Origin of the sequence: Promicromonospora sp. NFX87 (assembly GCF_048564965.1) — a bacterium.
Classification (GTDB): Bacteria; Actinomycetota; Actinomycetes; order Actinomycetales; family Cellulomonadaceae; genus Promicromonospora.
In genome coordinates this window covers 545,656-557,947 of the sequence record NZ_CP183413.1, presented here as the reverse complement: position 1 = coordinate 557,947, position 12,292 = coordinate 545,656, and the positions used below count along the sequence as shown (strand labels likewise).

15 protein-coding genes are annotated in these 12,292 nt (G+C 72.1%); 4 read left to right on the top strand and 11 right to left on the bottom strand.

Annotated elements, in window-relative coordinates:
• Window positions 1-199: 199 nt before the first annotated feature.
• On the bottom strand, window positions 200-1,351 hold the full coding sequence (locus ACNYC2_RS02675) for a glycerate kinase (RefSeq protein WP_419705566.1): 1,152 nt from the start codon (window positions 1,349-1,351) through the stop codon (window positions 200-202).
• 26 nt (window positions 1,352-1,377) lie between these two features.
• On the bottom strand, window positions 1,378-2,496 hold the full coding sequence (gene ald / locus ACNYC2_RS02670; protein WP_419705565.1) for an alanine dehydrogenase: 1,119 nt from the start codon (window positions 2,494-2,496) through the stop codon (window positions 1,378-1,380).
• Between the two features lie 86 nt (window positions 2,497-2,582).
• On the opposite strand from ald, the gene ACNYC2_RS02665 reads away from it, so the two are divergent.
• Complete coding sequence (locus ACNYC2_RS02665; RefSeq protein WP_419705564.1) at window positions 2,583-3,482, top strand: LysR family transcriptional regulator; 900 nt, start codon at window positions 2,583-2,585, stop codon at window positions 3,480-3,482.
• A 43-nt stretch (window positions 3,483-3,525) separates the two neighbouring features.
• On the opposite strand, the gene ACNYC2_RS02660 is transcribed toward ACNYC2_RS02665, so the two are convergent.
• A complete protein-coding gene (locus ACNYC2_RS02660) occupies window positions 3,526-3,993 on the bottom strand; it encodes a MarR family winged helix-turn-helix transcriptional regulator (RefSeq protein ID WP_419705563.1) in 468 nt (155 codons plus the stop codon).
• A gap of 147 nt (window positions 3,994-4,140) precedes the next feature.
• Window positions 4,141-4,902: an isoprenyl transferase gene (locus tag ACNYC2_RS02655; protein ID WP_116676796.1), complete on the bottom strand. Its 762-nt coding sequence runs from the start codon at window positions 4,900-4,902 to the stop codon at window positions 4,141-4,143.
• A 370-nt stretch (window positions 4,903-5,272) separates the two neighbouring features.
• Between ACNYC2_RS02655 and trhA the strand changes: the two genes are divergently transcribed.
• Window positions 5,273-5,989 (top strand): PAQR family membrane homeostasis protein TrhA, encoded by a 717-nt coding sequence (gene trhA, locus ACNYC2_RS02650; RefSeq protein WP_419707758.1) that lies wholly within the window; start codon window positions 5,273-5,275, stop codon window positions 5,987-5,989.
• Between the two features lie 22 nt (window positions 5,990-6,011).
• Here trhA and ACNYC2_RS02645 read toward each other — a convergent pair whose 3' ends face one another.
• The 4 genes from ACNYC2_RS02645 to mca form a co-directional block, all read right to left on the bottom strand.
• Window positions 6,012-6,500: an N-acetyltransferase family protein gene (locus ACNYC2_RS02645; protein ID WP_419705562.1), complete on the bottom strand. Its 489-nt coding sequence runs from the start codon at window positions 6,498-6,500 to the stop codon at window positions 6,012-6,014.
• A gap of 90 nt (window positions 6,501-6,590) precedes the next feature.
• The gene (locus ACNYC2_RS02640) at window positions 6,591-7,445 is read right to left on the bottom strand and encodes a carbon-nitrogen hydrolase family protein (RefSeq protein ID WP_419705561.1); all 855 of its coding nucleotides are present in this window, start codon (window positions 7,443-7,445) and stop codon (window positions 6,591-6,593) included.
• The gene (locus ACNYC2_RS02635; protein WP_419705560.1) at window positions 7,438-7,836 is read right to left on the bottom strand and encodes a hypothetical protein; all 399 of its coding nucleotides are present in this window, start codon (window positions 7,834-7,836) and stop codon (window positions 7,438-7,440) included. Before ACNYC2_RS02635 ends, ACNYC2_RS02640 begins: the two co-directional genes overlap by 8 nt.
• A complete protein-coding gene (mca, locus tag ACNYC2_RS02630; protein WP_419707757.1) occupies window positions 7,833-8,720 on the bottom strand; it encodes a mycothiol conjugate amidase Mca in 888 nt (295 codons plus the stop codon). Before mca ends, ACNYC2_RS02635 begins: the two co-directional genes overlap by 4 nt.
• Window positions 8,721-8,876: 156 nt before the next feature.
• Here mca and ACNYC2_RS02625 point away from each other — a divergent pair, with 156 nt between their 5' ends.
• Together ACNYC2_RS02625 and greA are read left to right on the top strand one after the other, a co-directional pair.
• Window positions 8,877-9,386: a DUF4307 domain-containing protein gene (locus ACNYC2_RS02625; protein ID WP_419705559.1), complete on the top strand. Its 510-nt coding sequence runs from the start codon at window positions 8,877-8,879 to the stop codon at window positions 9,384-9,386.
• Between the two features lie 204 nt (window positions 9,387-9,590).
• A complete protein-coding gene (greA, locus tag ACNYC2_RS02620) occupies window positions 9,591-10,073 on the top strand; it encodes a transcription elongation factor GreA (RefSeq protein WP_357454871.1) in 483 nt (160 codons plus the stop codon).
• 63 nt (window positions 10,074-10,136) lie between these two features.
• On the opposite strand, the gene ACNYC2_RS02615 is transcribed toward greA, so the two are convergent.
• From ACNYC2_RS02615 to ACNYC2_RS02605, 3 genes are read right to left on the bottom strand one after another with little or no spacing between them, the layout of a single operon-like run.
• A complete protein-coding gene (locus ACNYC2_RS02615; protein WP_419705558.1) occupies window positions 10,137-11,498 on the bottom strand; it encodes an RNA polymerase sigma factor in 1,362 nt (453 codons plus the stop codon).
• Window positions 11,495-11,824: a YciI family protein gene (locus ACNYC2_RS02610; RefSeq protein ID WP_419705557.1), complete on the bottom strand. Its 330-nt coding sequence runs from the start codon at window positions 11,822-11,824 to the stop codon at window positions 11,495-11,497. The genes ACNYC2_RS02615 and ACNYC2_RS02610 overlap by 4 nt, the downstream gene beginning before the upstream one ends.
• A complete protein-coding gene (locus ACNYC2_RS02605) occupies window positions 11,824-12,201 on the bottom strand; it encodes a YciI family protein (RefSeq protein ID WP_419705556.1) in 378 nt (125 codons plus the stop codon). The genes ACNYC2_RS02610 and ACNYC2_RS02605 overlap by 1 nt, the downstream gene beginning before the upstream one ends.
• Window positions 12,202-12,292 lie beyond the last annotated feature (91 nt).

The window sequence follows — 12,292 nt, the reverse complement described above, 5'->3', positions numbered from 1 at the left end:
CGAACGGACGACCGGTGCGGAGCGCCGGACGGCGTTCACGGCGGAGACCGTGCTGCACAGCGGGGGCGCCTCGGCGGGGCTGCTCGTCGGCGGCGCGCTGATCGGCGCGTTCGGTGCGGGTCCGGTCCTGGTGGTCACCGGGCTGGTGCAGGTGGTCGCGTCCGTCGTGGCGGCGATGTGGCTCCGCACGCGGCGGGTGCTAGCGGCGGACGGCGCCGACCAGGTTCGTGACGGCGGCGCCGAGCTCGCGCAGACGCGGCGCGGTGCGGGCGATCAGGTCGTCCAGCTCGACCGGCCCGGGGGCGATCGAGAACGCGGCGGTGATGCCTGAGGCGCGGGCCAGCGCCTCGGGAAGCAGCACCTGACCCGCCACGACCACGACCGGCGGCCGGGTGGGTGACGCCGCGGCGAGCCGCGCGACGCCGTCGGCCACCTTGCCGTTCACGGACTGGGAGTCGAAGGACCCCTCCCCTGTGATCACCAGGTCGGCGGAGGCGAGCGCGGCGGGCAGGCCCACCGCCTCGGCGACGAGCACGGCGCCGGGGGTGTTCTCGGCGCCGAGCACGGCGATCAGCCCGGCGGGCACGCCACCGGCGGCGCCCGTGCCGGGGAGCTCGGCAACGGCGACGCCCGTCTCGCGCTCCAGGACCTCCGACCAGTGCCGCAGTGCGTCGTCGAGGTACTCCGCCACCCCGTCGCGTGCGCCCTTCTGCGGACCGAACACCCGCGCTGCGCCGTGCTCGCCCACCAGCGGGTTCGTGACGTCGACGGCGAGGCGCCAGCGCACCTCGCGCGCCCGCGGGTGCAGTCCGGACAGGTCGAGGGACGCGACGGAGGCCAGCCCCTCCCCGCCGTCGGGCACCTGCCGGCCGTCCGCGTCGAGGAGACGGGCGCCCAGCCCGGTCAGGATGCCCGAGCCGCCGTCCGTGGAGGCCGAGCCCCCCAGGCAAAGGAGGATCTCCGCGACGCCGGAGTCGAGCGCGGCCCGCGCGACGTCCCCGGTGCCGCGGGTGCTCGCGTGCAGCGGCTGGAGCGGCGCGTCGGAGACACCCGGCAGGCCGCTGGCCTCGGCGAGCTCGACGACGGCGGTCCGTCCGTCCGGCGACACCGCCCACCGGGCGGTCGACGGACGGCCTATCGCGTCCACCGTCGCGACGGTCAGCGGTTCCCCGCCCCAGGCGGCGAGCAGCGCGTCGAGCGTGCCCTCACCGCCGTCGGCCATGGGCAGGCAGGTCACGACGGCGTCCGGGGCGGCGTCCAGCACCCCGTCGGCGACGGCGGACGCGACCTCGGCAGCGGACAGGCTGCCCTTGAACGAGTCGGGGCAGACAACGACGTGCAGCGGCTCCACGCGCCGATCGTAGGCGGTCGGGACGCTCAGTCGGACAGGATTTCGGCCACTGGTACCGCCTGGGCGCCGAACGCCTCCGCCACGCCCGCGTTCGTGATCTGCCCGGCGTGCGTGCTGAGCCCCTGGGCGAGCGCCGCGTCGGCGCGCATCGCGTCCCGCCAGCCCTTGTCCGCGAGCGCCGCGACATACGGCAGCGTCGCGTTGGTCAGGGCCCGCGTCGCCGTCACGGGTACGGCGCCGGGCATGTTCGCCACGCAGTAGTAGAGGGTGTCGTGCACCGCGAAGGTCGGGGCGTCGTGCGTGGTGGGGTGCGAGTGCTCGAAGCAGCCGCCCTGGTCGATGGCGATGTCGACGAGCAGTGCGCCAGGCTTCATGGCCTTGACCATGGCGTCCGTGACGAGCTTCGGCGCGGCGGCGCCGGGGATCAGGACCGAGCCGATCACCAGGTCGGCGGTCTCCACCTGTTCGGCCACCTCGTACGCGGTGGACGCCCGGGTGTCCAGCGCCCCGCCGAACTGCACCTCGAGCTGGCGCAGCCGCGGGATGGAGACGTCCAGCACCGTGACGTCGGCGCCCATGCCCAGCGCGTTGGCCGCGGCGTGCTCGCCTGCCACGCCGCCGCCGATGACGACGACCTTGGCCTTCGGCGTGCCGGCGACTCCGCCCATCAGCACCCCGGTGCCGCCCTGGGGCCGCATCAGGTGGTAGGCCCCGACCTGTGCGGACAGCCGGCCGGCGACCTCGCTCATGGGGCTGAGCAGCGGGAGGGAGCGGTCGGGGAGCTGGACGGTCTCGTACGCGACGGCGGTGGTGCCCGCTGCCAGCAGTGCGTCGGTGCACGGCGCGGACGCGGCGAGGTGGAGGTAGGTGAAGAGGGTCAGGTCGGGCCGCATGAGCGTGTACTCGGGCTCGATCGGCTCCTTGACCTTGACCAGGAGGTCGACGCTGCCCCACACCTCCTCGGCGGTGTCGGCGATCCGTGCGCCGGCGAGCCGGTACGTGTCGTCGTCGAAGCCGGAACCCAGCCCGGCGCCGGCCTGCACGAGCACCTCATGGCCGCGCCGGACCAGCTCGTGGGTGCCGGCGGGCGTGAGCGCGACCCGGCTCTCGTTGTTCTTGATCTCTGTGGGGACGCCGACGTTCATAAGGTGACGGTAATCACGGTCGGGTGTGCGGGTCCAGGACACGTTCCCGAATAGATTGTTCGACAGTTGTGCACAAGAATGGGCGGATGCTGAACCCCTGGCGACTGCGCCTCCTGCACCAGCTGCACCTGCTCGGCACCGTGCGCGCCGTCGCGGAGGCGGCCCGGATGAGCCCGTCGAGCGTCTCCCAGCAGCTCGCGACGCTGGAGACCGAGGCGAAGGCGCAGCTCTTCGAGCGCGTCGGCCGACGCATCCGGCTCACGCCCGCGGGCGTCACGCTCTCGGGCCACGCGTCGGACATCCTCGACCGGATCGCCGCCGCCGAGGCGGACATCGCGGGCCTGCGGTCCGAACCCACCGGCGTGGTGCGGCTGGCCGCCTTCACGAGCGCCTTCCACGGCATCGTCGTGCCGGCGGTCGCCGCCCTCGCCGAGGAGCACCCCCGCATCACCGTGGAGCTCACCGAGGCGGAGCCCCTGGTCAGCCGGCCCGCGCTGCAGCGCGGCGAGGTGGACGTCGCCGTCTGCGCGGACTTCCCGGACGCCCCTGTCCCTCCCGACACCGACCTCACGCGCATGCCCCTGACGGGCGACCGCGTGGTACTCGTGACGGCGCGGGACACGGCCACCGGCGCACGCTCGGGGCGGGTCGACCTGGCCACCCTCGCGAACGAGCCCTGGGCGTTCGAGCACCCCGGGGCCCACCTCGCCGACCTGGCCGAACGCCTCTGCCGGCGGGCGGGGTTCACACCGCGGACCGTTGCCCGGTTCGAGAGCCACGGCACGCTGCTCAGCCATGTCGAGGCGGGGCTCTCGGTCACGCTGCTGCCCCTGCTCGCCGTCCACGACCGGTATGCCGTGCACACACTGGACCTCACGGACCCGCCCCGCCGGGACATCCACCTGGTGGTGCGGCACACCACCATGGACCGGGCGGCGGTGCGGGTGGTGGTGGAGGCGCTCCGGCACCAGGCGCGTTCGGCCTGAGCACCCGCCTGCGAGCCGGCCTACGAGGTGGCCCGCGAGCTGCTCAGAAGTCGTCGATGTCCGTCTGGGCCGACCGCAGCATCTCCGTCAGCTCACGCAGCCGCATCAGGTCCTCTGCGTCCATCGCGGGGGTCACGTAGTGCGCTATCGACCGGACGTGGCGCCGCCCGAGCTCCTTCTGGGTGGCGGCACCTTCCGGGGTCAGGCTCACCAGGACGCCTCGCCCGTCGTCCGGCGCCGGGTGCCTGCGGACCAGGCCGCGCTTCTCGAGCCGCTCCACCATGCGCGAGAGGGACGACTGGGCCATGAGGATGTTCTCGTTGAGCTCACGCAGGCGCAACGTCTCGCCGGGGCCGGAGGCGAGCGTGAACAGCACGTCGTACTCGCGCATGCTGAGATCGCCCCAGATGTCGTCCGCCAGGAGCCGGCGCATCACTGTCACCTGTGCGCGGAACAGCGACTCCCACGCCTCGGCGGCCTCGCGAGCCGACGGCACACGTCGCTCGGTCATCAGCGCACCCTCCTCGTCATCCAGGGCACGCTACCCGACTGAACTTTCAGTTACCTACCTCAGTCTGTGGTGGCGAATTTCACCATACGGAGAACTGTCCAGAGGACCTGCGAGACCCCTCTCGACAGGCGTCCGGACCGGCCTCGATCAGCGTCCGAGACGACGTTCCCGCAGGGAGAAGTCGCGCAGCGCGCGCAGGAAGTCCACCCGCCGGAACGCCGGCCAGTACGCCTCGCAGAAGTAGAACTCGGTGTGCTGGCTCTGCCACATCAGGAACCCGCCGATGCGCTGCTCGCCCGAGGTCCGGATGACCAGCTCCGGGTCCGGCTGCCCCTTGGTGTACAGGTGCTCCGCGATGTGCTCGACGTCTATCGACTCGGCGAGGTCCGCGAGCGTAGCCCCGTCCTTCGCGCGCTCGGTGAGGTAGCTGCGGACGGCGTCAGCGATCTCCGTGCGGCCGCCGTAGCCGATCGCCACGTTGACCTGGAGGCCCTTCACGCCGGCGGTCCGGTCGGCGGCCGCGCGGAGCGCGGAGGCCAGGCGCGCGGGCAGCAGGTCGAGCCGGCCGATGACGCGCAGGCGCCAGCGGCCCGACTCCGCGAGGTCCGACACCGCGTCCTCGATGATGTCGAGGAGGTTGCTCAGCTCGTCGGCCGACCGGCTCAGGTTGTCCGTCGAGAGCATCCACAGCGTGACGACCTCGATGCCCAGCGACTCGGCCCAGCCCAGGAACTCGGTGATCTTGTCGGCGCCGCGACGGTGCCCCGTCGCGGCCGTCTCCCCGAAGGAGCGTGCCCAACGGCGGTTGCCGTCGAGCATCACGCCGATGTGCCGGGGCAGCGTCGCGCCGTGCAGGGCGAACGCCAGGCGTCGCTCGTAGAGGCGGTACAACGGGCTGGGCAGGCGCACGAATACCTCAGTGGATCGGGCCGTGGGAGCCGCTGGACGCGGCGGCACGGAAGTTCTGGCGCTGGGTGGAACCCGGCAGGACGTGGACAAAGGTACCTCTCGAACGCGCGCGTTCCTGCGCACGGAGACCCTTCTGGGACGCCGGACGGGCGACTCCCGCCAACCCGGCGCAGTATCTTCACAAGGCCCTTGTCCAGCGGGCGATCACCTAACCTACGCTAGAGTAAGTTACGCAACCGTAGGTAGCGTCCCAGCACCCCGAGGACGCCGGTTGCCGAACGCAGAGGAGAGCAGCGTGCGAGCACCTACGGGCGAGCCGAACCACTCGGCGGACCGCTCGGACGACGTGGCGGGCACGTTCGACGGCAAGTTGAACGACGTGCGCGACAAGGCCTCCGACGTCGTGCACGACATCTCCGACTCGGTCTCGACCACCGTCGAGAAGGTCGAGCGGAAGATCAAGCCGCGGCTGCGCGGCTGGATCCACGCGGGCACGTTCCCGCTCGCCCTGGCGGCGAGCATCGTGCTGATCGTGCTGGCCCCGACGGTGCCGGGCAAGATCTCCGCGTCGATATTCGGCCTGAGCGCCTGCCTGCTGTTCGGCGTGTCCGCGGTGTACCACCGCGGCAACTGGTCACCCCGGACCGACGCCGTGCTCCGCCGCCTCGACCACACCAACATCTTCCTGATCATCGCGGGCACCTACACGCCGCTCGCGGTCCTGCTCCTGCCTCGCGACCAGGGCACGGTGCTGCTCTGGCTGGTCTGGAGCGGCGCGCTGCTCGGGCTGCTGGCGCGGGTGTTCTGGCTCAACGCCCCGCGCTGGGTCTACGTACCGGTCTACCTCGCGCTCGGCTGGGTGGCAGTCGCCTACATGGGCCAGTTCTGGGCGATCGGCGGCCCCGCCGTCGTCTGGCTCATCCTGGCGGGCGGCCTGGCCTACACGATCGGCGCGATCGTCTACGGCACCAAGAAGCCCGATCCCAGCCCCGCCTGGTTCGGCTTCCACGAGATCTTCCACGTGCTCACCGTCGTCGGCTTCGCGTGCCACCTGGTCGCGATCTACCTGGCCAACCTCGCGGTCTGAGGCTCCGGCCGGCCCGCGGCCGCTACGAGTTGCTCTGGCCCCGGCCGAGCCTCTTGTGCATCTTGATCGTGGTCGTCTCGTAGCCGAGCGACTCATAGAGGCCGTGCGCGCCGGTGTTGAACCCGAAGACGCTGAGACCGATGGTGTGGGCGCCCTGCGCCCGGGCATACTCCTCGCCGAGGACCATCGTCCTCCGCCCGAGGCCCAGGCCGCGCTTGTCGGTGTCGATCAGGATGTCCCAGATCCACCAGGCGCCGGGGTCGTCGCTCGTGTCCGGTCCGATCCAGAGGTATCCGACGACCTCCCCGGCGTCATCGACCACGTCGAAGACGACGTGCCCCGGCAGCGGCGCACCGGCGGGGAACGAGCCGGCCATGCTCTCGTCCGCGTGCCGACGGGCATCCTGGGGCGTCTGACCTGCCGTGACCAGGTCGTTCGCGTACTCGTCCCGGCTGCGTTCGAGCCAGGCAGGCAGGCGCCGAACATCCATGCGGCGGAGAGTCACGGGCATCGGGTCAGCCTTCCACACACCGCCATGGGTCGTCCTTGCGTTCGTGTCCCGCTCGTCGGGCGGGACCGGGTCGGGCGGGATCAGAGGGCCTCACGCGCCGGTGGGCACCACCGTGTAGCGACGGTTCACCAGGGACGGGTTGGTCCGGCGGACCGCCGCGAGCGGGGCGGGGTCGAGATCGACCGTGCGGTACGCCTGCTCCTCGCCCATCTCCAGCCCCACGACGCCGTCCGGCCCCACCAGGACCGTGCGCCCCGTGACGCCCTTGCCGGTCATGCCGACACCGATCGTCACCGCCGTGTTCTCGATCGCCCGCGCCTGTAGCAGCGTGCGCCAGTGATCCGCCTTGAGCGGCCCCGCGACCCAGGCGGCCGGGTACACGAGCACGTCCGCCCCCGCGTCCACGAGACGACGGGCCGACTCCGGGAACCGCAGGTCGTAGCAGGTCAGCACACCGAAGGTGAGCCCGCCAAGACGCAGGGTGACCGGCTCGGCGTCGGCAGGGCCGGGCTCGAGCAGGTCCGACTCCTGGTAACCGAACGCGTCGTACAGGTGCACCTTGCGGTAGACGCCGGCGATCTCGCCGGCGTCGTCGACCACGACCAGCGCGTTCACCGCGCGGACACCGTCGGATCCCGGCAGGGTGACGCCCGCGATCACCGCTACGGCGTGCTTGCGGGCACGGGCACACAGGAGCGTGACGAACGGTCCGTCGAGCTGCTCGGCATGCTCCGGCCCGACGCCGCGCGGATCGTAGGCCGACGCGTACTCCGGCAGCACCAGGAGGTTGGCCTTGGCGCGCGCCGCCACCTTGAACGCGTCGAGCACGGTCTGGCGGTTGGCGCCGTGGTCGTCGGAGACGGCCACCTGCGCGACCGTCACGCGGACCACGCCGGCCGGGGCGCCCGGCTCGGTGGTGCCGGCCGTGCCGGCCGTGTCAGTCACCTGACCCGCCACCGCTGCTGCTGCCGGAGGAACCGGGCGACGAGCCGGACGCGTCGGGTGTGCTGGGCGCCTCGGAACCTTCGCCCTGCTCTGCCTTGCTGTCACGGGCGTCGGTGTCACGGGCGTCGTCCTCCGACCGGCGGAAGCTGACGACCTGCGGGACCGGGACCGGCAGGCCCTGCTCGCGCGCGTTGTGGCCCGCACGGCGCAGGTGCTTGCTCATGTTCAGGAACAGCAGCACGCACGCGATCGCGAGCGCGAAGGTGACGACGAAGCCGATGAGCCCCGGCGAGACCTGCCACTCCTCCAGGCCCGGGCGGAGCCTGCCCTCGGTGGGGTTCGGCGACGGTTCGGTCGCGAAGGCTATCGCTCCGGTGATCAGCGGGCTCATGCGGGGACCTCCGACCGGACACCCTCGAACAGGTCCTGCTCGTACTCACCATCGGCACGCTCGGGCAGCGGCACGCGGGACTCCGCGAGCTCGTACTCGTCCCAGGGCCACACGTCGACCTCGAGGTCGCGCGGCACCGCGAAGAAGAAGCCCTTGGGGTCGATCTGCGAGGCGTGCGCCGTCAGGGCGGCGTCCCGGTTCGGGAAGAAGTCGGCGACGGGGACCAGCGTGGTGACCTGACGCTCGGGGATCTCCCGTGCGTCGCGGGACTCGACCCAGTCGCCGAAGGGCGACTCGAGCCCGGCACCTTCCATCGCCTCGTGCACCGCGCGGATGCGCTTCATCGAGAAGCCGTGGTTGTAGTAGAGCTTGAGCGGCTCCCACGGCTCACCCGTGCCCGGGTAGCGCTCCGGGTCCCCCGCCGCGTGGAACGCCTCGAACGACACCTCGTGGCACTTGATGTGGTCGGGGTGCGGGTAGCCGCCCGACGGGTCGTAGGTGGTGATGACGTGCGGGCGGAACTCCCGGACCGCCTGCACCAGCGGTGCGGCCGCCTCCTCCAGGGGGACGAGCGCGAAGCAGCCCTCGGGCAGCGGGGGCAGCGGGTCACCCTCGGGCAGGCCCGAGTCCACGAAGCCCAGCCACTGCTGACGTACACCCATCGCCTCGGCCGCCCGGGCCATCTCCAGCCGGCGGACCGCGCGGCGGCCCTCTATCGACTCGAACTCGTGGCCCTCGGGAACCTCGAAGGACGGGTTCAGGATGTCGCCCCGTTCGCCACCGGTACACGTCACGACGAGGACCTCGACCCCTTCTGCGGCGTAGCGGGCCGTCGTCGCGGCGCCCTTGCTCGACTCGTCGTCCGGGTGCGCGTGCACCGCCATCAGACGGAGCGGCTCGCGCTCGGGTACGGACACTGGGTCCTCCTGTGTGGGATAAGTACTGGGACAATCGTTCTCGAACAGCGACTCTCATGGACCATGATGGTCCAGGGACAATCTTGCTACGAACCACTGACACCTCGAACCGAGCGAGCCGTGATGACCGACCCTGACCCCGCCGCCCCGACCGGCACCGCGCACCCGCAGGCACCGGGCCTCGCCGAGCGCTACGGCCGTGCAAGGCCCGGGACGCCGCGGATACCCACGCAACGCGGCGAGGACGACCCGTGGGACGAGGACGACGACATCCGCCCCCGCCCGAAGCTCTCGGTGGGCGCCCGGATCGCTGTGACCCTGGCCCTCGCCGCCGGTGTCGCGATCGCCGCGTGGTTCACGATCGTCGACACCCAGCGCGACCCCGTGACCTTCGCCGACGTCGGGTTCTCGGTGACGAGCGCCGAAGCGGTGGACGTCACGTTCGAGGTCAGCATGCCCCCCGGCACCGAGGCCGTGTGCACGGTGACCGCGCTGAGCAGGAACTACGCGGAGGTCGGCGCGGTCGACGTCGAGGTGGGCCCGGACGAGGCGCGCACGACGCGACACACGGTGACCGTAGCCACGACGGAGCTCGCGACCACAGGCATCGTCGACCACTGTGACCTGCGCTGAGGCCAGCGGCTCAGAATAGATACCCCGTCCGCTCAGAGCGGAAACAGGGATTGTCTTGGCAAGTCTTTCCCGGGAATTGGTATTCTCGTCGTTTCACACGCTGTGTTGACCGGCTGACGCGCGTGCCCGATCCGCTCCGTCGGCCGGGCCCGCCGCGCTGCCGTAACTGTGGCTCGATCGAGCAACGACGAAAGGAGAGCCCCCGTGGCCGACGCTTCTGTCACCTGGCTCACCCAGGAGGCGCACGACAAGCTCAAGGCTGAGCTGGAGCATCTCTCCGGCCCCTACCGGGCGGAGATCACCGAGCGCATCGCCGCTGCTCGCGACGAGGGCGACCTCAAGGAGAACGGCGGGTACCACGCCGCGCGCGAGGAGCAGGGAAAGAACGAGCTGCGCATTCTCGAGCTCACCGAAAAGCTCCGTAACGTCCAGGTCGGCACTCCCGCGGACGACGGCAAGGTCGAGCCGGGCATGGTCGTGACCGCAATCGTCGCGGGCGACGAGATGAACTTCCTCTTCGGCTCGCGCGAGATGGCAGGGTCCACGGACCTCGACGTCTACTCGCCGACGTCGCCGCTGGGCGCAGCGATCGACGGAAAGTCGATAGGCGCGAAGACGAGCTACCACGCCCCGAACGGGCGCGACATCCCCGTGGAGATCACGGGCGCCAAGCCCTTCCAGGGCTGACAGTCAGGGCTGACAGTCGAGGCTGACAGCCAAGGCCGAGAAGCCTGAACGAGCCCGGGCCTGTCAGACGGCCGGATCACCCTTGTGACCTGGACGTCCGGCAGGCCCGTCGGCGTGTGTGAGGTCCGCGAGCCGGCGCTCGAGGAGCTTCCGGTCACCCTCCCGGTCGACCTGGTCGAGCGCCCGCCGGTACTCCGCCGCTGCCTCCGCGGACCGGCCCGCACGCCGCAACAGGTCCGCCCGCATCGCGGGGAGCAGGTGGTACGCGGTCAGCTCGGGGGCTGACGCGACGCCGTCGAGCACGGCCAGACCGGCCTCGGGCCCCCGCGACATCCCCACGGCGACCGCCCGGTTGAGCTCGACGACCGGCGAGCGCGTCATGTCCACCAGGACGTCGTAGAGGGCCTCGATCTCCGCCCAGTCCGTCGTGTCAGCGGCGGTCGCCCGGGCGTGCAGCGCGGCGATCGCCGCCTGTACCTGGTACGGGCCGGCGCGACGTGCCGCGAGCGCGTCGTCGAGCACGGCCAGCCCCTCGGCGATCTCGTCGCGCCGCCAGAGCGACCGGTCCTGCTCCTCGAGCGTGCGCGGCAGCCCATCGGGTGCGGGGCCCAGACGGGCCTGCCGCCGTGCGTGCTGGAGCAGCAGCAGCGCGAGCAGTCCCCGCGCCTCGGGCTCGTCGGGCAGGAGGCGCGCGACCAGCCGGGCGACGCGGATCGCGTCGTCCGCCAGGGCGCGGCGGGCCGTGGCGCCCGCGCCGTCCTCTGCAGGCTCCGCCCACGCGTCGTAGCCCTCGGTGAACAGCACGTACAGCACGGCGAGGACCGCCGAGACCCGCTCGTGCAGCAGCTCGGGCGGCGGCACGCGGAACGCGATACCGGTGCTCCGGATCTTGCGCTTGGCCCGGGTCAGGCGCTGGGCCATGGTGGTCTCCGGCACGAGGAAGGCCCGCGCGACCTGCGCCGTCGTCATGCCGGTGAGGGACCGCAGGGTGAGCGCCACGCGTCCCTCCAGCGGCAGCGCGGGGTGACAGCAGGTGAAGACGAGGCGCAGCAGGTCGCCGTCGGGATCCTCCGGTTCGACACCGGCCCAGCCGTCGCCGTCCAGGGCGTCCGCCGCCTCGGCGACCGGGTCGGCGACCGCCTGGTCGAGCCGCTCGGTCAGCCGCGCGGACACCGCCACCTTCTCCGCCTCGACCTTGCGCCGCCGGAGCCGGTCCAGCGCGCGGTTGCGCGCCGTCGTGGTGAGCCACGCGCCCGGACGGTCGGGCACGCCGTCGCGCTGCCAGGTGCGCAGCGCGACGGCGAACGCCTCCTGCGTGCAGTCCTCGGCGAGGTCGAGGTCGCCGGTGCTGCGCGCCACGGCCGCGAGCACGCGGCCCCACTCGTCGCGGAAGGCAGCGGTGACGGCCTGCCCGACGTCGGTCACGGTTCCGTGGGCCAGAACGGGTGGACCTCGACCAGCGCATCCCGCGCCCCCGGGGACGCGGCAGCTATCGCGAGCGCCTCCTGGAGACTCGCCGCCTCGATGATGTCGAACCCGCCGATGACCTCCTTGGACTCCGAGAAGGGCCCGTCCGTCACGACGGTCTCCCCGTCTCGCACGGTCACCCGGCGGACGTCGGCACCCGGGCGCAGCCGCGAGCCCAGGACGCGTGCGCCGGAGGCATCCTGCTCCGCGACCCAGGTCTCGGTCTCCGGCGTCGGCGCCCGGTCGGGTTCGTCCGGCTCGAGGACGAGCATGAGGTAGCGCATCAGCGCTCCTCTGCCCCGGGCTCCGTGGCCGTGGCGTCGCTGTCGAGCTCCAGCGGCCAGAAGGGGCGCAGCTCGACCGCGCCGGTGTGCGCCATCGGATGGGCCGCGGCGATCCTGATCGCCTCGTCGAGGTCGGGCGCCTCCAGGATGTCGAAGCCCGCGATCACCTCTTTGGTCTCCGAGAACGGGCCGTCGGTGACGACCACCTCACCGGTACGGACCTGCACGCCGACGGCGTCGGCGGGCGGGCGCAGCCGGTCGCCGAGGATTGCGCGGCCGGTGCCGTAGGTGTCCCGCACCCAGTCCTCGATCTCGGGCACGTTCCCCGGGTCGGCCGGGGCGTCGGGGGTGGACAGGACGAGCATGAGATAGCGCATGGCGTGCTCCCTTCCGGGGCGGTCCCCGGTGTCATGGTCCCGCGGCCGGTCTGCCGCGTCACCCTGACGACGAACGGGAGCGCGCCGGCAC

Excerpts from the sequence above, each read along its gene's own strand:
- ACNYC2_RS02605 (WP_419705556.1), bottom strand. The coding sequence starts at position 12,201 with ATGCGCTATCTCATGCTCGTCCTGTCCACCCCCGACGCCCCGGCCGAC.
- ACNYC2_RS02635 (WP_419705560.1), bottom strand. The coding sequence starts at position 7,836 with ATGAGCCCGCTGATCACCGGAGCGATAGCCTTCGCGACCGAACCGTCG.
- ACNYC2_RS02665 (WP_419705564.1), top strand. The coding sequence starts at position 2,583 with ATGCTGAACCCCTGGCGACTGCGCCTCCTGCACCAGCTGCACCTGCTC.
- ald (WP_419705565.1), bottom strand. The coding sequence starts at position 2,496 with ATGAACGTCGGCGTCCCCACAGAGATCAAGAACAACGAGAGCCGGGTC.
- ACNYC2_RS02660 (WP_419705563.1), bottom strand. The coding sequence starts at position 3,993 with ATGACCGAGCGACGTGTGCCGTCGGCTCGCGAGGCCGCCGAGGCGTGG.
- ACNYC2_RS02610 (WP_419705557.1), bottom strand. The coding sequence starts at position 11,824 with ATGCGCTACCTCATGCTCGTCCTCGAGCCGGACGAACCCGACCGGGCG.
- mca (WP_419707757.1), bottom strand. The coding sequence starts at position 8,720 with ATGGCGGTGCACGCGCACCCGGACGACGAGTCGAGCAAGGGCGCCGCG.
- ACNYC2_RS02645 (WP_419705562.1), bottom strand. The coding sequence starts at position 6,500 with ATGCCCGTGACTCTCCGCCGCATGGATGTTCGGCGCCTGCCTGCCTGG.
- ACNYC2_RS02625 (WP_419705559.1), top strand. The coding sequence starts at position 8,877 with ATGACCGACCCTGACCCCGCCGCCCCGACCGGCACCGCGCACCCGCAG.